This is a genomic window from Anaeromyxobacter sp. K, from assembly GCF_000020805.1.
Classification (GTDB): Bacteria; Myxococcota; Myxococcia; order Myxococcales; family Anaeromyxobacteraceae; genus Anaeromyxobacter; species Anaeromyxobacter dehalogenans.
This window is the reverse complement of record NC_011145.1, coordinates 2,928,889-2,946,839: the sequence shown is the minus strand read 5'-3', so window position 1 is coordinate 2,946,839 and position 17,951 is coordinate 2,928,889. Positions and strand designations below refer to the sequence as shown.

Below are 17,951 nucleotides of genomic sequence, written 5' to 3'. Positions count from 1 at the left end.
CGAGCCCGCCATGCGTCGCTCCCAACTCCAACGGAGTGAGTGACAGCATGGAAGAAGTCCACGGCGAGGCGCCCTCGGCGGCGCCCTCTGATTACGTTTCGGAAGCGTCGTTCGACGACATGGGGCTCTCGGAGCCGGTGCGGCGCGCGGTCGCGGAGCACGGGTACACGAAGCCGACGCCGGTCCAGTCCGCGACCTTCCGGCCCATCCGCGACGGCAAGGACGTGATCGTCCGGTCCAAGACCGGCACCGGCAAGACCGCCGCGTTCTCGATCCCCATCCTCGAGCGCATCCCGGACGGCCGCCGCAAGCCCTCGGCGCTGGTGATGTGCCCGACGCGCGAGCTCGCCATCCAGGTGGCCGAGGAGGTCACCGCGCTGGCGAAGCACCGCGACCTCGGCGTGGTGACGATCTACGGCGGCGCGTCGATGGGCGACCAGCTCGACAAGCTGAAGGCCGGCGCGGAGATCGTGGTCGGCACCCCCGGCCGCATCTACGACCACATCCGCCGCAAGACGCTCCGGCTCGAGGAGGTGATGGTCTGCTGCCTCGACGAGGCGGACGAGATGCTGAACATGGGGTTCTTCGAGGAGGTGACGCGCATCCTCGACCACCTCCCCGCCGACGTGCAGCAGCTGCTCTTCTCCGCCACCGTCCCGGCGGACATCGAGCAGATCATCCACGACTACCTCACCGACCCGGAGACGATCCTGCTCTCCGGCGACGAGTACAAGGTCGAGAACATCAACAACGTGATGTACCCGACCGTGGACGCGTACCCGAAGCCGCGCAACCTCCTCTACATGATCGGCATGGAGGAGCCCGAGGCGGCGATCATCTTCTGCAACACGCGCAGCGACACCTCGCTCGTCACCGCGGTGCTGAACCGCAACGGCTACGACGCCGAGCTGCTGAACGGCGACCTGCCGCAGAAGGAGCGCGAGCGGGTGATGGCGAAGGTGAAGCGCGGCGAGGTCCGCTTCATGGTCGCGACCGACATCGCGGCCCGCGGCATCGACATCTCCGACCTCTCGCACGTCATCAACTACTCGCTGCCCGAGGACCCGGCGGTGTTCCTGCACCGCGTGGGCCGCACCGGCCGCATCGGCAAGAAGGGCACCAGCCTCTCGCTCGTGTCCGGCGGCGACCTGCACACGCTGACCGCGCTGCAGAAGAAGTACGAGATCGTGTTCGAGAAGAAGGCGCTCCCGACGCCGGAGGAGGCGCGGAAGATCTGGACCGACCGCCACGTCGCCGTCCTGAAGGACGCGATGAGCTCCTCGATCTTCGAGGCCTACATCCCGCTCGCCCAGGAGCTGCGCAACCGGCCCGACGGCGAGTACCTGATCTCGTTCGCGCTGAAGTACTTCTTCACGCACCAGCGCATGGAGAAGGCGCAGGACCGCGAGAAGGCCGAGCACAAGCGCACCGAGCACGAGCGCCGGGTGCAGCCCGAGGGCCGCGCCGCCGGGCGGCGCGCGCCGGGCGGCGAGGAGCGCGAGGCCGGCGAGGCCCGGCGCGAGGGCGGCGAGGGCCGGCGCGAGGGCGGCGAGGGCCGGCGCGAGGGCGGCGAGGGCCGGCGCGAGGGCGGCCGGGAGCGCTCGCGCGACCGCGGCCGGGATCGGGATCGGGATCGCGGCCGCCGCGGCGGACGCGATCGCGAGGCGACGGCCGGCGCCCGGGCCGAGGCTCCGTCGGCGCCGAACGGCGACGGCACCCCGGTGGTCGAGGTGGCCGCCGAGGCCGGAGCGGCCGCGGCGCCCCAGCGCGCCCGCGTCTTCGTGACGCTGGGCGAGCAGGACGGCGCCGACGAGGCCAGGGTGCGCGAGGCGCTCCGGGCGCTCGCGCCGGAGCTCGAGCCGGTCGGCGTGGAGGTGCGCCGCTCGCACAGCTACGTGGACGTCCCGCCCGCCGCGCTGGAGGCCACCGTGGCCGCCCTCGACGGCAAGGAGTGGAACGGCAAGAAGCTCGCCGCCGAGAAGGCGCGCCGCCGGCGCCGCTGACCCGGAGGCGGCAGGGACGCCACGCGTCCGTGGGGCTTGGGGGAACACCCCGGATCGGTATGATCCGGAGACCCCCATGCCCTTCGCCACCACCCCGGAGCTGCTGCGCGAGCTGGCCACGCTGTACCGACGGATCGCGGAGCTCGAGGCCGGCGCCGGCATGCGCGCCGGCTCCGGCGCGCCGGCGGACGCCGCGCGCGAGGTCGATCACCTCGGCGACGGCCTGCACGCCGCGGTGGCCGAGTTCTCCGACGACGTCATCGGCGTCCTCACCCCCGCCGCCGACATCCTCTACCTCAGCGACGGCATCGAGCGGCTCCTCGGCTACCGCGCCGGCGAGCTGATCGGCCGCAACGCCTGGGCGCTCGTGGCCCCCGAGGACGTCGCCAGCATGGCGAGCGCCCGGTCCACGCCGCTCGACGACGGCCTTCCCATCGAGGTCCGCGCGCGCCACGCCGACGGCTCGGTCCGCTGGCTCGAGTTCGCGGCGCGGGCCTGGCCCAGGAGCGCGCCGCGCCTCATCGTGGCGCGCTGGCGCGACGCCCAGCGCCACCGCGATCCGGCCGGGGCCGGCTCGGACGAGGCGAGGCGCGCGGCCGAGCTGCGCCGCAGCGCCGCGGTGGCGCGCGTCTCCCAGCTCGCCCTGGGCCTCCCCGAGGTGCAGGACGTGCTCGACGCGGCCGCCGCGCTGGCGGCCTCGGCGCTGGCGCTGCCGGCGGGCGCGTTCCTGGAGGTCGCGGACGGCGGGCTGCGCGTGCGCGCGGCCTCGGGCTTCCCCGTGGATGTCCGCGGGCGCGGGGTGCCGAGCGTGATGACGCTGGCGGGGCTGGCGCACGCGAGCGGCGCCCCGGCGCGCGCGCCGGACGTCGCGCGCGACGGCCGGCTGGCGGACGCGCTGCTCGCCGCCGCGGGCGCGGGCTGCGCGCTGGCGGTGCCGGTGCGCGGGAGCGGCCGCGCCCACGGTGTCCTGCTGGTGGCCGGCCCGGCGCCCCGGGCGTTCGAGCGCGAGGAGCTGAGCTTCCTCGAGACGGTCGCGAACGTGGTGGCCACCGCGGTGGACGCGCGGGCGGCCGCCGAGGCGCTGAGCGGGCGCGAGCGGCTGGCGCGCGCGGTGTTCGCGAGCGCGCGCGACGGGATGATCATCGTGGACGGGGAGGGGCGCTGCGTGGACGCGAACCCCGCGGCGGAGCGGCTGCTGGGGGCGTCCCTCGAGGCGCTGCGCGGGCGACGGCCGGCGGACGTGGCCCAGACCGCGCTCGACCTGTCCGGCGCGGCCGCCGGGCAGGGCGTCGCGACGGTGGCGACGCCCAGCGGCGCGCGCGCGGTGGAGTGGGCGCTCGTGCCCGGGATCCTCCCCGGGCTCTCGCTGGCGGTGCTGCGGCCTAGTTGAGCGCGACCGGCTCGCCGGCCAGGCTGGCCCGCACCGGCGCGATCTTCTCGGCGAAGTCGGCGGCCCACTTCGCGGGGATGGGCGCGTCGCGCGGGATCTGCAGCCGGAGCGGGTTCACGAAGGACCCGCCGCGCTTCACCGCGAAGTGCAGGTGCGGGCCGGTCGAGAGGCCGGTCGAGCCGACGTAGCCGATGACCTGCTTCTGCGACACCGCCTTGCCCGCGGAGACCGCCACCGCCGACAGGTGGCAGTAGACCGACTCGAGGCCGTTGCGGTGCTTCAGCACCACCGCCTTGCCGCAGCCGCCCTTCCAGCCGGCCTCGCGGACCTGCCCGTCCCCGACCGCCCAGACCGGCGTGCCGGTGGGCGCGCCGTAGTCCACGCCCTGGTGGGCGCGGACGTAGCCGAGCAGCGGGTGGTTGCGCATCCCGAAGCCGGAGGTGACGCGCGCGAGCTTGAGCGGCGACTTCAGGAAGCCGCGCCGCGCGCTGTTGCCGTTCTCGTCGTAGTAGCTGGTGTGGCCGTCCGGATCGGTGTAGCGGAACAGCCGCTTACGGCCGGCCGCCTCGCCCTTGTACTCGGCGGCCAGCACCTCGCCGTAGCGGAGCAGCTTGCCGTCGGCGAGCACCTTCTCGACCACCATGGTCATGGCGTCGCCGGCGCGGACGTCCTGGTAGAAGTCGACGTCCCAGGCCAGCACGTCGGAGGCGAGCACGGCCAGCTCGGGATCCTCGCCGGCGCGCTCCAGCGACGCCCACAGCGAGCCCTCCACCTTCACCGCCACGCGCGCCACCTCGGTGGTCAGCTCGACCGGGCGCTTGCGGGCCTCGAAGGACCCGTCCTCCTTGCGCTCCACGGTCCACTCGTCCGCCGGGCCCTGCCGGTAGCTGAACCGGTGCAGCTCGCCGTCCTCGTCGCGGCGCTCCACCCGGAGCTGGTCGCCGGGGCGGGCGCGGTGGAACGGGAACAGCCCCTTCAGCGAGGCCACCACCGCGTTCACCTGCGCCATCGGCACGTCGAGCTTCACCAGCGCCTGCGCCAGGGTCTGGTTGCGGGCGAGCCGCACCGTCACCGCGCGGAACCGCTCGGCCGGCGTGGGCTTGTGCGGGGCGAGCGTGGCGGTGGTGGGCGCGGGCAGCATGGCCGCGGCCTCGGGCGCCGCGGCGACCGGGGCGGCCGGAGCGCCGGGCACCGTGCGGAGGCCGCCGGCGGCTCCGGCGAGCGCGAGGATCAGGAGGGCGAGGAAGCCGGCGCCGGCGAGCAGCACGGGAAGGCGGCGGCGGCGGGGGGCGTCGTCGAAGCGAGGTACTTGCATCGGCGCGGGAATCTAGCAGGCGAGAAAGGGAACAGGAAGCTCCGAGTCGACCACCTCGGCCTACAGGTCGGCCCGCCGGTCCGAGTGCTCCTTGCCGTCGAACCGGAAGATGGTGCCTCGGCCCTCCACCTTGGTGTGGAGGTTGACCGGCCTGCGCCACAGGGACTGCACGTGGCGGAGGGTGTCGCGGGCGTAGTCGAGCTTCAGGTCCACCCCGTCGTGCTTGTGGACCAGGTAGAGCTCGCCCCGGTTCTCCCAGTTGCCGTCCTCGACGGCGATCTCCGGCTGCCCGAAGTTGGTGAGCATGTGGAGGAGCTTCTCCTTCACCTTGCGGAACTCGCGCTCCATGATCTCCCAGCGCTGGTGCTTCTCGTTGTAGCCGAAGGTGAAGAGGCGCTGCTGGACGCAGAACTCCAGGCTGAGGAACTCGTCGATGAACGTGACGTCGTTGTAGTGCTTGCGCACCTCGAAGATCTTGTCGCGTCCCACCCCGAGCTGCTTGTCCCACTGCTTGCGGGCGACGAAGGAGTCGCACTCGTCGTACTCCTTCCCGAAGCGCCCCTTGTTCCAGCGGTCCTCGATGTCGCGCCACAGCTCCACCCCGAGCTTGTAGGGGTTGAGCTGCCCGGGGTGGGTGGCGAGCGTGCCGGAGTGGTGGTCGGCGTAGTCGATGACCTCGGAGGCGTCGAGCGCCTTCTCGGTCATGATCTTGGAGTGCCAGTAGGTGGCCCACCCCTCGTTCATGATCTTCGTCTGGCCCTGGGGCGCGAAGTAGTAGGCCTCCTCGCGGATGATCGAGAGCACGTCGTGCTCCCAGCGCTCCAGCGGCGCGTGCTCGAGCAGGAACAGCAGCACGTCGCGCTCGGCCCGCTCCGGGAACTTCTTCTTGCGCGCGGCCTCCTCGTCCAGCTTGCGCTGCTGCTCCTGCATGAACTCGCGCGGGTTGATGTACTCCCGCATGTACTCGCGCTCGTTCTTGAACCCCTGCGCCACCTGGCGCTCCGCGCCCTCGCCCTCGACGCCGGGCCGGTCCGGCCGCCGCTTCACGTAGGGTGACTGGTAGTCGATCAGGTTCTCGATGGAGAGGCAGCGGTCGATGAAGTCCTCGACCAGCTCGACCCCGAGCTTGTCCTGGTAGCGGCGCACGCGGGTGGCGTGGTTCGCCATCTGGTCCATCATCTTCCGGTTGGTGTGCCGGAACATGAAGTTGTTCTTGAAGAAGTCGACGTGCCCGAAGACGTGGGCCATCACCAGCTTCTGGTCCACGTCCATGTTGGACTCGAGCAGGTACGCGTACGAGGGGTCGTTGTTGATGACCATCTCGTAGATCTTCGAGAGCCCGTACTCGTAGCCCTTCGACAGCCGCTCGTAGTCCATCCCGAAGCGCCAGTGCGGGTAGCGGTTCGGGAAGCCGCCGTACGCGGCCACCATGTTGATCTCGTCGAACCCGAGCACCTCGAAGACCGTGTCGAAGAAGTCGAGCCCGTAGGCGCGCGCGTACCCCTCCACGCGGTTGCGGATGTCGTGCAGGTGCGAGGGCAGGTGGGTGTGCTTGTCCATGCGCGCCTACTTCCCGGTGCCGAGGAACGTCTTGATGGAGGCGTAGATCGCTTCCTTGTCCGCGATCTCGGACAGCGCCACGTTCTCGCGCGGGCCGACGGACTCCTTCAGGTCCTTGATGAACTGGCCCGAGCCGTAGGGGCTCTCCACCTGGCCGTAGCAGAACAGGTTCACCGCCGGGAGGATGCGGTTCTGCAGCAGCTCCACGCAGAGGCGGGTGTCGTCGGCGCTCCAGTTGTCGCCGTCGGAGAAGTGGAACGGGTACACGTTCCAGGAGGTGGGCGCGTAGTCGGTCTCGATCATCTCGAGCGCGAGCTTGTAGGCGGACGAGATCATGGTCCCGCCCGACTCGCGCGTGTGGAAGAACGTGTCGCGGTCCACCTCGCGCGCCACCGCGTCGTGGATGATGTAGCGGCTCTCCAGGCCCTTGTAGTGCTTCCGCAGCCAGGTATCGATCCAGAAGGACTCGATGCGGACGATCTCCTTCTGCTCGTCGCCCATCGATCCCGACACGTCCATCATGTAGATGACGACCGCGTTGGTCTCGGGGAGCGGGACCTGCTTCCAGGTGCGGTAGCGGCGGTCCTCGCGCACCGGGACGATCACCGGGCGCCGCCAGTTGTACGAGCCGCTCGCGATCTGCCGCCGCAGGGCCTGCTTGTAGGTGCGCTTGAAGTGGCGCAGCGACTCCGGGCCGCTCGGCGCGACCCCGGTGTACTTGAGGCGCGTGGCGATGATGCGGTCCTTGCCGCGCGGCTCGATGCGGGGCAGGGCGAGCTCCTCGCCCAGGATGTCGGCCAGCTCCTCGAGCGGCACGTCCACCTCGAGGATGTGCTGCCCCTCGCCCTGGCCGGCCTGCCCGCTGCCGGCCTGCCCGTCGCCGGGCGAGAGCGGATCGCCGGGCTCGCCCTCGCCCTGGCCGACGCCGCCCTGCGAGCGCTCGCCGAAGCGGAAGTGCGGGATGTCGATGGTCGGGATCGGGATGGTGATGAAGTCCTTCCCCTTCTTCCCGACCATCTCTCCCTTCTGGACGTACTTCTTGAGGTTGCTCTTGATCCGGCCGCGCACGATGTCGCGGAAGCGGGCGTGGTCCTGCTTGATCTTCAGGGACATGGTCGGCCCGTCCTCGCTGTCGTTCCGTGCCCGATCGGTCGAACCACCGGTCCCCCCGGGCCTGCCGAAGGGCCCGCGCTCCCCGCGCGCGCCGGGGGCGCTACTCCTTCGCGTCGCCGCGCGCGAAGATCGAGGCGACGAAGTTCAGGACGTCGGTGGAGCACACCTCGCAGTAGCCGTAGTTCTTGATGAGCCGCTGCTTCACGACGTCGATCTTCTCCTGCGTCTCGCGGTCCACCACCGAGGCCACCAGGTTCTTCAGCTTGATCGAGTCCTTCTGGTCCTCGAACAGCTTCAGCTCGAGCGCCTTGTGCAGCCGCTCGTTCGTCCGGTAGTTGAACGTCTTCCCCTCGATGGCGAGGGCGCCGATGTAGTTCATGATCTCGCGGCGGAAGTCGTCCTTCCGGCTCTCCGCGATGTCGATCTTCTCCTCGATCGAGCGCATCAGCCGCTCGTCCGGCTCCTCGTACTGGCCGGTGTACTTGTTGCGGACCTTCTCGCGCTGCGTGTACGCCTTGATGTTGTCGATGTAGTTCGCGCAGAGCTTGGTGATCGCGTCCTCGTCCGCGCTGATGGCGCGCTGGACCTCGTTCTTCACCACGTCCTCGTACTCGCGCTTCACGTCGGTGAGCAGCTCGCGGAAGCGCTTGCGCTGGTCCTCCGACGAGATGAGCGAGTGCTGCCGGAGCCCGGCCTCCAGCTCGTTCAGCACCATGAACGGGTTCACGCACCCGTCGCCCTTGTCCGAGACCAGCGCGTTCGAGATCTTGTCCTGCACGTAGCGGGGGCTGATGCCCTCCATGCCCTCGCGCAGCGCCTCCTTGCGCAGCTCCTTGATGTTGTCCTCGGTGAAGTTCGGCAGCGACTTGCCGTTGTAGAGCTTCAGCTTCTGGACCAGCGTGAGGTTGTGCTTCTTCGGCTCCTCGAGCCGGGTGAGCACGCCCCACATCGCGGCCATCTCCAGCGTGTGCGGCGCGATGTGCTTCCCGCGGATCTTGTGGCTGTTGTAGTCGCGCTCGTAGATCTTCACCTCCTCGTCGAGGCGGGAGATGTACGGGATGTCGATCTTGACGGTGCGGTCCCGGAGCGCCTCCATGAACTCGTTCGACTGGAGCTTCTTGTACTCGGGCTCGTTGGTGTGCCCGACGATGACCTCGTCGATGTCGGTCTGCGGGAACTTCTTCGGCTTGATCTTGTGCTCCTGCGTCGCGCCGAGCAGGTCGTAGAGGAACGCCACGTCGAGCTTCAGGATCTCGACGAACTCGATGATGCCGCGGTTCGCGATGTTGAACTCGCCGTCGAAGTTGAACGCGCGCGGGTCCGAGTCGGAGCCGTACTCGGCGATCTTCCGGTAGTTGATGTCGCCGGTGAGCTCGGTCGAGTCCTGGTTCTTCTCGTCCTTGGGCTGGAACGTGCCGATGCCGACGCGATCCTTCTCCGACAGGATCAGGCGGCGCACGCGCACGTGCTGCATCACCTTCTCCCAGTCGCCCTTGTACTCCGTCATCAGGTCCTTGAAGACGAAGCGACAGGCCGGGCACAGGTCGCCGGTGTCCGGGATGGCGTAGCCACCCTCGGGCGCGGCCAGCTCGGCGATCACCTTGCCGCGCCACTCGTGCGGCACGAGGTGCAGCGGCTCCTCGTGCATGGGGCAGGGCATCACCTCGCGGCGCTTCTGCCCGTCGAGGTTGGTGCGCTCGATGTCCCACGCGAACGTGTAGAGCGCGCCCTCGGGCGTCTTCGAGTACGCCTCGAGCCCCTTCTTGAGCAGGCGCGCGATGGTGGACTTGGACGAGCCGACCGGGCCGTGCAGCAGGATGACGCGCTTCTCGGTGCCGTAGCCCTGCGCCGCGCTCTTGAACACGTTCACGAGCTTCATGAGCGCGATGTCGAGCCCGTAGATCGCGTCCTTCCCGCCGAAGTCCGGGTCGGTGAAGAAGTTGTACCGGATGAGCTTCTTCTTGTTGTCGATGTACTCGGTCTTCCCGTGCGACAGGATCATGTCGTAGACGCGCTGGAAGGCCGTGCGGGTGACCTTCGGGTTCTGCCGCACGATCCCGAGGTAGTCCTCGAACGAGCCCTCCCAGTGCTGCTCCGAGTACCCCTGCCGGTCCTGCAGGGCCGCGATCCGGTTCACCCAACCCGACGTCGTCATTTCCCGAGGCTCGCGCATCTCGCTCCCTCTGTATCTGGGCTCGGCGCACGCGCGCCGACCCAAGGAGCATAAGGAGCGGAGGAGCGGGCTGCAGATCGCGAGGCCGGCGGGAGGCGCACGCCCAATGGGGCCTGCGGGCAGGCGGCGAGGCGGGTCCCCCCGTGCGCGGCACCGCGGCGGCGAGGCGGCCGCCGCCGGCGGTCAGCGCGCCCGGCGGAAGAACTCGACCTGCCAGGCGCGCACCGCCGCGTTGTGGCAGGCGAGCGTCGGGCAGAACACGTGGGTGCCGTCGTTGCGCGAGACGAAGTACAGGTCGGAGCAGGTGGCCGGAGCGAGCGCCGCCTGCAGCGCCGCGGCCCCCGCGTTCGCGATGGGCCCGGGCGGCAGCCCGGCGGTCGTGTACGTGTTGTACGGGTGCGTCGCCAGCAGGTCGGCCCTGGTGATGTTCTTCGACCAGCGGCCGGTGCGCAGCAGCGTCGCGTACATGACCGTCGGGTCGGTCCCGAGCCGCATCCCGAGCCGGAGCCGGTTGTGGAACACGCAGGCGATGCGCGCGCGCTCCGCCGGCTGCCCGGTCTCCTTCTCGACGATCGAGGCGAGGGTCGCGGCCTCGCCCATCGTCAGCGTCACGCCCGGTCGCCGGGCGGCGTCGGCGCGCGCGTACTCCTCCTTGAACCGCTCCACCATCTCCTCGGCGATGGTGCGCGCCGACACGCCGCGGGCGAACGTGTACGTGTCGGGGAACAGGAAGCCCTCGAGGTTCGCGTAGGGCAGCCCGAGCGCGCGGGCGGTCGCGGGGTCGTGCGCGACCGCGGCGAAGTCCTCGGTGCGCGCGAGGCCGCTGCGCCCGACGATCTCCGCGATCTCGTCCATGCGCAGGCCCTCGGGCACGGTGAAGCGGTAGAGCTTCACCTGGCCCTGGTAGACCTTGTCCAGCACCTGGTCCGGGGTGAGCGGCCCGGAGAACGCGTACTCGCCCGCGCGCAGCCGCCGGGGGTCGCGCTTCACCCAGCGGAAATAGCGCCAGGCCCGGGTCTCGTCGGAGAGCACGCCGGACTGGGCCAGCGACCGGATCACCGCGCGCGCCGGGGCGCCGCTCGGCACCACCACGGTCTTCTCCTCGGGGCCGCCGTACGCCGTCGCCCCGAACGACCGCAGGTCGCGCCAGGTGAGCGCCGCCCACGCGGCGCCCGCGAGCGCGAGGAGCACGAGCAGGGTGACGACCTTCCTCACGGCGCCCTCCGATCCAGCCAGCCCTGCAGGATGACGGCCGCGGCCTCCGCGTCCACCTGGCCGCGCTGCTCGCGGGCCGACAGGCCGCGCGCGCGCAGCCGCGACTCGGCCTCGAAGGAGGAGAGCCGCTCGTCGAACAGCTCCACCGGCACCCCGAGCGCCGCCTCCAGGCGCGGCGCGAAGCCGCGGGCGAGCCGCGCGGACGGACCCTCCGTGCCGTCCATGTTGAGCGGGAGCCCCACCACCGCCCGCGTGACCTCGTAGTCGCGGGCCACCTCGGCGATGGCGGAGAGGTCCTCGGCCTCGGTGCGGCGGACCACCGTGGTCACCGCGCGCGCCGTCCGCAGGATCTCGTCGGCCACGGCGAGGCCGATCCGGACCCGCCCCAGGTCGACGCCGAGCGTGCGCATGGCGCGGCAATCTAGGCGCCGTCCGCGCCCGGGTCAAACGGTCCGCGCTGCGTCCCGGCGGGCTCCGGCGCGACCGCTCGCCCCGCGCAACCGGGCGGGATCCGGGCGCCCGGCGCTGGCACGGGGCGCGCTCCTGGGAAGGGTGGGCGCCGCGAGGCGCACCGCCCACCCCATCCGAAAGGAACCCAGATGATCCCGTCCGTCCGCACCGGCGCCGCGCTGCTCTCGCAGGGCGCCGCGCTCGCCGCCGATCTCGCCCAGGTCGCCGCGCCGCGCACCATCCGGGCCGCCAGCGCCGCCGGCGTCGGGAAGGGCGGCGCCGTGATCGCCGCCGCGGCGGCCGCGCTCCCCTCCGCGAAGAAGACCTCGGCGAAGAAGACGCGGCGGAGCTCCGGGGCGGGGTACGCCTCGGGCGCGAAGGGGACGACGAAGTCGGGCGCGACGAAGAAGCCGTCGTCCTCGCGCTCCACCGGCGCGCTCGCGTTCCTCGACGATCCGAGGCTCTCGATCGAGGAGAAGCTGTTCCGCTTCATGATGTACGTGCAGGACCGCTTCGACCGGGACGTCGAGCAGAAGATGAAGGAGGCGGCGGGGAAGGCCTCCGGCACGAGCGGCTCGTCCGGCGCGAAGAAGAAGAAGGGCGGGCCGTTCGCCAAGCTGGCCGGCGCGCTCAAGACCGCGTTCCCGGCGCTCGGCATGTCGATGGAGATCCTGAACGACAAGAACGTCCAGGCGCTGGTGAAGACGCTGGGCGGGCCCGCGCTCGCGGCGGGCGCCGCCGCCATGGGGTTCCCGGGGCTCGCGCCCGTGCTCGCCAAGGCCGGCCCGCAGCTCGCGGGCGTGGCGTTCGACCTGGCGGCAGCGTTCAAGGACGCGCCGGCGAGCGGCTCGAGCGGCACCGGCGGGACCGGCGGGACGGGCAGCACCGGCTCGGCGGACTCGCCCGAGATCGATCGCAAGAAGATGATGGAGCTGCAGTACGCGATGGAGAAGCAGAAGGAGATGTTCACGCTCGTCTCCAACGTCCTCCGCTCGCTGCACGACATGAAGATGTCGGCGGTGCACAACATCCGCTCCTGAGGCGCGCCATGGACGACGCGATCGAGGCGGCGGGCGGGGGGCGCACGCCCACGCTGGCCGAGGTGCAAGGGATGACCCAGGAGCTGGGCGACGCCATCGCCGCGCTGGCGGAGGCGGAGCTGGAGGCGGGGCGGGTGGAGACCGCCCGGGCCATCCTGGAGGGGCTGGTGGTGAGCAACCACGAGGACGCGGCGGCCTGGGCCCTGCTGGCCACGGCGCACCGCCGGCTGGGCCAGCCGCTCGCGGCCCGGTTCTGCGCCGAGGTGGCCGTGCGGCTCGCCCCGGCCGATCCGTGGATCCGGCTGGCGCGGGCGGAGGCCTTGCTGGCCGATCCGGGCGGCCGGGAGGTGGCGCGCGCCGAGCTCGCCGCGCTGGCCGCCGACGGCGAGGTGGGAGGCCGGGCGCGCGCGCTCCGCTCCGCGCTCGGAGAGTGAACGTGGCGAGCGCGTGGCGGACCCGACAAGTCCACATTTTCCGCGCGGTTGGGACACTCCGTCCCCTTGACGGTCCCTGTAGGTTTCGGGGATATTTCGCGGCCGAGTCGAGGGTCCGTGCCCCACGACTCCGCGGGCCGGCGGTCGGCCCGGGACACACGAAGGAAGCGTGAAGCGATGGCACTTGGTACCGTGAAGTGGTTCAACGACGCGAAGGGCTACGGTTTCATCTCCCAGGAGGGCGGGGAGGACGTCTTCGTTCACCACACGGCCATCCAGATGGATGGCTTCCGCACCCTGAAGGAGGGGGAGCGGGTGGAGTTCGACGTCACCCAGGGCCCCAAGGGGCTTCAGGCGGCGAACGTCCGCCGTCCGTAGAGCATCCGGTCCGCTGGGTGACGAGCGGCCTCGGGTGACCGAGGCCGCTCGCGCTTCTGAGCCTGCTACACGATAGCCTGGGAGCGTGCGGAGAGAGGTCCGATGAGCGAGAAGGAAACCGGCATCGAGGTACAGGGCACCGTCGAGGAGGCGCTCGCCGGCGGCATGTACCGGGTCAAGGTCGATCAGGGTCCCGTGGTCCTCGCGTACGCGTCGGGCAAGATGAAGAAGTTCCACATCCGCATCATCCCCGGCGACCGCGTGAAGCTCGAGCTGTCGCCGTACGACCTCACCCGCGGCCGCATCACCTACCGCGACAAGTGACCGCGGGGCGGCCTCGTCCGGCCGCCCGGCCGCGCCCTGGCGCCCACCCCGTGACCGCTCCCAGACGCAAGCTCTGGCTCGACTGGCAGCGCGGCCTCGCCGTGCTGTTCATGGTCGAGGTCCACGTGCTCGACGCATGGCTCGCACCGGCCGCGGCGCACGGCCACGGCTTCGGTGCGCTCCGCATGTTGGGCGGCCTCGCCGCGCCCGGCTTCCTCTACATGGCCGGCCTCTCGCAGTCGCTCGGCGACGCCGCGCTGGAGCGCAAGGGCGTCGCGCCGGGCGCGCGCCGGTCGGCCGCGCTGCGCCGGGCGCTGTGGCTGCTCGGGGTCGCCTACGGCTTCCGCGCGGCGGAGTACCTGCTCGGCTACGCCCCGGCGCTGTGGCACGGCTGGTGGGACACGGCCTGGGCCGGCGTCGGGGACGTGCTGAAGGTGGACATCCTCAACGTCATCGCGGTCGGCCTGGGGCTGTCGGCGCTGCTCACCATCGGCGTGCCGCGCCGCCTCGGGCCCGCGCTGGCGGCGCTGGCGGCGGTCGCGGTGGTGCTCGCCACGCCCGGCGTCGCGGGGACGGCGCACTCGCCGAGCCGGCTGCTCGACTACGTCTACCTCGCGTCCGCCGACCTGGGCCGCCGCGGGAACTTCCACCTGTTCAACTGGGTCGCCTTCCTGCTCGCCGGCGCCGCGCTCGCGCCGCTGGCGCGCGGACCGGACCGTCCGCTCCTGTGGCTCGCGCTCGGCGCGGCGCTCCTCGGCGCGGGCCTCGGGCTCGACGCGCGGGCGCCGCTGCGCGGGGACGCGTTCTGGCGCGCCTCGCCGGCCTGGTTCGCGATGCGGCTCGGCGCGTGCGTGGCGCTCACCGGGCTCACCCAGCTCGTGCCGCTCGCGGCGGAGCGGGCCCTGCGCTGGCTCACCGTGCTCGGGCGGCAGTCGCTCGTCGGGTACATCGCCTCCGTCGAGCTGACCTACGGCGGCCTGGCGCGGCCCCTGCGCGGCCGGCTCCCGTTCCCGGCGACGATCGCCGTCATCGTCTTGATGGTGGGCGTCACCTGGGCGATCTCGGTGGGCTGGGAGCGGCTGCAGGCCCGGCGCCGCGCCCGCCCGCGGCCCGCCGCGCCCGCGCCCGCGTAGCGATCCCGGCCCCGCGCCGGGGGCATCGCCGCGACGCCGCGGCCGCCGTCACGGCGCCGGCGTCGCGCCCGGCCCGACCGCCGCGCCGGGCCGCGCGAACGCGAGCGGCTCGACCAGGGCCGCGTCGAGCGCGTCCGGGTCGAGCACCTGCTGCGCCGCCATCTTCAGCAGCAGCTCGTCCACGCGCTGGTCCCACGCCTCGGTGGGCGCGCCGCGGGCCCACATGAAGTGGAAGCGGACCGGGTTCGGGATCACGGTGGCGAGGAACGCGGCCTGCCGCGGCGTGAGCTCGGCGGCGGGCACGCCGAACCAGTGGCGCGCGGCGGGCCCGATGCCCCACAGCCCCGGGCCCCACTCCGCCACGTTCAGGTAGATCTCGAGCAGCCGCGCCTTGGGCACCGTCGCCTCGAGCGCCACCGTGAGCGCCGCCTCCCGCACCTTCCGCGCCAGCGTCTTCTCGCGGGAGAGGTACAGGTTCTTCGCGAGCTGCTGCGAGATGGTCGAGCCGCCGCGCACCAGCCGGCCGCGCTCGGCCGACGCGGCGAACGCGTTGCGCAGCTCCTCGAACTCGAAGCCGGAGTGGCCGTAGAACCCGGCGTCCTCGCTGGCGGTCACCGCGCGGATCACGTGCTGCGGCAGGCTCGCGAGCGGGACGAACGCGGGGTTGCGCGGGCCCACCAGGATCTCGGGCGGCGTGCCGTGCTCGACCTCGGGGCGGTGAACGAACGGCGCGCGGAGCGCGACGGGCGGCGCGCGCCGGGCCGCGTCGCGCATGCGCGAGAGGTCCAGCCCGGCGTCCACCGTCCAGGCGGCCGGCGCGAGCAGCGGGCCGGCCAGGTCGAGGTGGGCGTCGAGCGTCCCGGCGGGCCGCGGCGCCTCGGGCGGCAGGCCCAGCGCCGCCGGCAGCGCGGCGACGGCCGCGGCGAAGTCGAGCCGGTCGAGCCGCACCGAGAGCTCGAACGGGAGGCCGGGGCCGAGCCGCGCCTGGCCGGAGACGGCGGCGGGGATGGCGCCGAAGAGCACCACGCGCCCGCCGGAGAGCGACACGCGCCGCTCCGCGCCCTCCCACGCGACGTCGCCCTCGGCGGTGGCGGAGATCGGCCCGAGGGGCTCGGCGCCGATCCGCTCGCCGGCCACCGAGGCGCCCTCCACCGCGAGCACGGCGCGCCCGCCGAGGCGGGACAGGTCCGGCGCGGCGTCCAGCGTCGCGTCGAGCGAGAGCGTGCCCTCGCGCAGCGACACCGCCCCCGCGCCGAGCGCCTCCGGGATCGCGGCGGGCCCGAGGTGGCGCACCCCCAGCGTGGCGCGCCAGCCGGACGCCTCCCGGCGGGCGTCCACCGTGGCGGTGCCGCCGCCGGGCAGGCGCAGGTCGGCGCGGAGGCGCTCCTCGCCGTCGCCGCGGGCGCGCGACAGGTGCGCGTCGATCGGCCCGAGCTCCACGGTCTTGCCGCCGAGCACGAAGGCGATCACCAGCGCGCGCGCCTGCACCGACGGCCACGGGGCGGCCTCGTCCGCCTCCGGCGCGGGCTCGGGGGCCGCCGCGGCGGGGGCGCGAGCCGGGACGGCGCCGCGCCGGGCAGGGGGGCCGCGCAGGCGCTCGCCCAGCTCCAGCAGCGATCGCCCGGAGCGGCCGGCCTCCACGCGCACCCCGGTCATCCGCACCGAGGCGAGCTCGGCGCGCCCGGCCAGCAGCGCGAGCAGCCGCGGCCGGGCCTCGATCCGCTCGACCCGCAGCACCGGCGGCGCCCCCGGCCGCGCGCCGGCGATGGCGAGCGGGCCGAAGGAGACGCGGAGCAGCGGCGAGACGTGGACGTCGGGGCCGAGCGTGACGTCGCCCACCGACGCGCGCAGGCCGGCCAGGATGCGCCGCCGGAGCGCGGCCTCCGCCGCGGGCCGCGAGAGCGCCACGAGCGCCACCCCGTACAGGCAGGCCAGCGCCAGCACGCCCCAGCCCGCGGCGCGCCAGAGGGGGCGCAGCGCGACGCGGGGGCGGGGAGGGGTGGGCAGGGGGGAAGCCATGGAATCGCGCGCTCTTTACCGGGCGGGTCGCGAGGGGTCAACCGGTTCCCCGGCCGGCCCGTGGACGCGCACTCGAGGGGATGAAACCGCCGTCGTGGCTGTTAACATCCCGGCGAATGGCGTTCCTGGGCCCCAGCCTGCGACGGAGGAAGGTGGACGAGCGGCCGGGCACCCGGACCACCGCCGCCATCCTGCTGTCGCTCGCCTTCAACGCCTTGATCTTGCTGATCCTGGGCCGGGTGGGCGCCTTCCAGCTGGGAAAGCCCGCCGCGGTGCGGCCGGTGGCGCTCGCGCCGCTCACCGCGGATCAGTGGGCGGCGAATCGCGCCATCGTGGGCGGCCAGCCGCCGCCGTCCGCCGCGCCGAGGCCGGCGGACCTCCCGAAGATCCCGCCGCCCCCGCCGCCGCCGGAGGAGCGCCGGGCGCACGGGCAGATCGTGGACGTGGCGCCGTCGAAGGACTCGCGCCCGCCGAAGGACTCGCGCTACCTGTCCGACCGCGACAACACGGTCGAGAAGGAGTCGCGCTCGCGCTTCGCCGGGACGCAGGCGTTCGAGAACACCCTCCCGGCGCCGTCCGATGGCCTGAAGCGCAAGGCGCCGCCGCCGCCGCCGGAGGCCGGCGAGAACGGCCAGGCGGCGAAGAGCACGCCGGGCAAGGAGGGGCCGTCGGCGCCGCACGGAACCGGCGGGGAGAAGCTGGTCATCCCGGAGCAGCGGGCGCAGGAGCGGCTGGCGGTCGCGCCGCGCCCGGACGCGCCCGGCGCGGGCGACGTGCCGGTCGCGCCCCGGACCGACCAGCAGCGGCTGAGCGGCGGCGGCCCGGCGCTGCAGGTGCCCGGCGGCGCCGGCGCGCAGGGCGGCGGCCGCAAGTCGGGCATCGATCGGCGGCTCCTGCCGGATCCGCAGAACCTGGCGCGCATCGCCGGTGGCCCCAGCCCGGACCGGCTCGACGGCGTGGAGGAGGGCGACTCCACCGCGCTCAACACCCGCTCGTTCAAGTACGCCACGTTCATCAACCGCGTGGGCATGGCCATCTACCGGGAGTGGGATCCGAACCGGGCGTACCAGGCGCGGGATCCGGAGGGGAAGGTCTACCCCGCGCGCGACCGCACCACGTCCATCGAGCTGGTGCTCGACGGCAGCGGCGCGATCCGCTTCGTGAAGCTGCTCGACTCGAGCGGCCTGGACTTCCTCGACCAGGAGGTGGTCCGGGCGGCGCGGGCGGCCGGGCCGTTCCCGAACCCGCCGGCGGGGCTGGTGGACGCGAGCGGGCAGATCCACCTCGCGCTGGCCTACACGCTGGAGATGCGGCGGGCCTCGCGCGTGCAGGTGCTCATGCCCTCGCTGCCGTCGCAGCGCCCGTATCCGGAGTGAGTCAGCCCGCCCGCGTCCCGCGGGCCGG

15 protein-coding genes are annotated in these 17,951 nt (G+C 72.9%); 8 read left to right on the top strand and 7 right to left on the bottom strand.

The window, feature by feature from the left end; translation table 11 throughout:
- Positions 1–47 precede the first annotated feature (47 nt).
- Positions 48–2,003, top strand: a complete 1,956-nt coding sequence (locus tag ANAEK_RS13265; protein WP_012526646.1) for a DEAD/DEAH box helicase — start codon at positions 48–50, stop codon at positions 2,001–2,003.
- A gap of 76 nt (positions 2,004–2,079) precedes the next feature.
- A complete protein-coding gene (locus tag ANAEK_RS13260; RefSeq protein WP_012526645.1) occupies positions 2,080–3,393 on the top strand; it encodes a PAS domain S-box protein in 1,314 nt (437 codons plus the stop codon).
- On the opposite strand, the gene ANAEK_RS23625 is transcribed toward ANAEK_RS13260, so the two are convergent.
- From ANAEK_RS23625 to ruvX, 6 genes are all read right to left on the bottom strand, one after another.
- A complete protein-coding gene (locus tag ANAEK_RS23625; RefSeq protein ID WP_012526644.1) occupies positions 3,386–4,708 on the bottom strand; it encodes a M23 family metallopeptidase in 1,323 nt (440 codons plus the stop codon). The genes ANAEK_RS13260 and ANAEK_RS23625 overlap by 8 nt on opposite strands.
- A 60-nt stretch (positions 4,709–4,768) precedes the next feature.
- The gene (locus ANAEK_RS13250; RefSeq protein ID WP_012526643.1) at positions 4,769–6,268 is read right to left on the bottom strand and encodes a SpoVR family protein; all 1,500 of its coding nucleotides are present in this window, start codon (positions 6,266–6,268) and stop codon (positions 4,769–4,771) included.
- 6 nt (positions 6,269–6,274) lie between these two features.
- Positions 6,275–7,381: a DUF444 family protein gene (locus ANAEK_RS13245; protein ID WP_012526642.1), complete on the bottom strand. Its 1,107-nt coding sequence runs from the start codon at positions 7,379–7,381 to the stop codon at positions 6,275–6,277.
- Positions 7,382–7,481: 100 nt separating this feature from the next.
- The gene (locus ANAEK_RS13240) at positions 7,482–9,554 is read right to left on the bottom strand and encodes a PrkA family serine protein kinase (protein ID WP_012526641.1); all 2,073 of its coding nucleotides are present in this window, start codon (positions 9,552–9,554) and stop codon (positions 7,482–7,484) included.
- A gap of 183 nt (positions 9,555–9,737) precedes the next feature.
- Positions 9,738–10,769: an endolytic transglycosylase MltG gene (mltG, locus tag ANAEK_RS13235; protein WP_012526640.1), complete on the bottom strand. Its 1,032-nt coding sequence runs from the start codon at positions 10,767–10,769 to the stop codon at positions 9,738–9,740.
- Positions 10,766–11,179, bottom strand: a complete 414-nt coding sequence (ruvX, locus tag ANAEK_RS13230; protein WP_012526639.1) for a Holliday junction resolvase RuvX — start codon at positions 11,177–11,179, stop codon at positions 10,766–10,768. The genes mltG and ruvX overlap by 4 nt, the downstream gene beginning before the upstream one ends.
- Before the next feature lie 189 nt (positions 11,180–11,368).
- Between ruvX and ANAEK_RS13225 the strand changes: the two genes are divergently transcribed.
- The 5 genes from ANAEK_RS13225 to ANAEK_RS13205 all read left to right on the top strand — a co-directional run bounded on the left by ANAEK_RS13225 (position 11,369) and on the right by ANAEK_RS13205 (position 14,528).
- Positions 11,369–12,259 (top strand): hypothetical protein, encoded by an 891-nt coding sequence (locus ANAEK_RS13225; RefSeq protein ID WP_012526638.1) that lies wholly within the window; start codon positions 11,369–11,371, stop codon positions 12,257–12,259.
- 8 nt (positions 12,260–12,267) lie between these two features.
- On the top strand, positions 12,268–12,693 hold the full coding sequence (locus ANAEK_RS13220) for a tetratricopeptide repeat protein (protein WP_012526637.1): 426 nt from the start codon (positions 12,268–12,270) through the stop codon (positions 12,691–12,693).
- 177 nt (positions 12,694–12,870) lie between these two features.
- Positions 12,871–13,071 (top strand): cold-shock protein, encoded by a 201-nt coding sequence (locus ANAEK_RS13215; protein ID WP_011420292.1) that lies wholly within the window; start codon positions 12,871–12,873, stop codon positions 13,069–13,071.
- A 102-nt stretch (positions 13,072–13,173) separates the two neighbouring features.
- Positions 13,174–13,395, top strand: coding sequence for a translation initiation factor IF-1 (gene infA / locus ANAEK_RS13210; RefSeq protein ID WP_012526636.1), 222 nt, complete (start codon positions 13,174–13,176; stop codon positions 13,393–13,395).
- A 50-nt stretch (positions 13,396–13,445) separates the two neighbouring features.
- Positions 13,446–14,528: a heparan-alpha-glucosaminide N-acetyltransferase domain-containing protein gene (locus tag ANAEK_RS13205; RefSeq protein WP_012526635.1), complete on the top strand. Its 1,083-nt coding sequence runs from the start codon at positions 13,446–13,448 to the stop codon at positions 14,526–14,528.
- Between the two features lie 48 nt (positions 14,529–14,576).
- Here the strand turns inward: ANAEK_RS13205 and ANAEK_RS13200 are convergent, their stop codons facing one another.
- Positions 14,577–16,547: a biosynthetic peptidoglycan transglycosylase gene (locus tag ANAEK_RS13200; RefSeq protein WP_012526634.1), complete on the bottom strand. Its 1,971-nt coding sequence runs from the start codon at positions 16,545–16,547 to the stop codon at positions 14,577–14,579.
- Positions 16,548–16,663: 116 nt separating this feature from the next.
- On the opposite strand from ANAEK_RS13200, the gene ANAEK_RS13195 reads away from it, so the two are divergent.
- Entirely contained in the window at positions 16,664–17,923 is a 1,260-nt protein-coding gene (locus tag ANAEK_RS13195) for a TonB family protein (RefSeq protein ID WP_012526633.1), read from the top strand.
- The last annotated feature ends 28 nt before the right edge of the window (positions 17,924–17,951 follow it).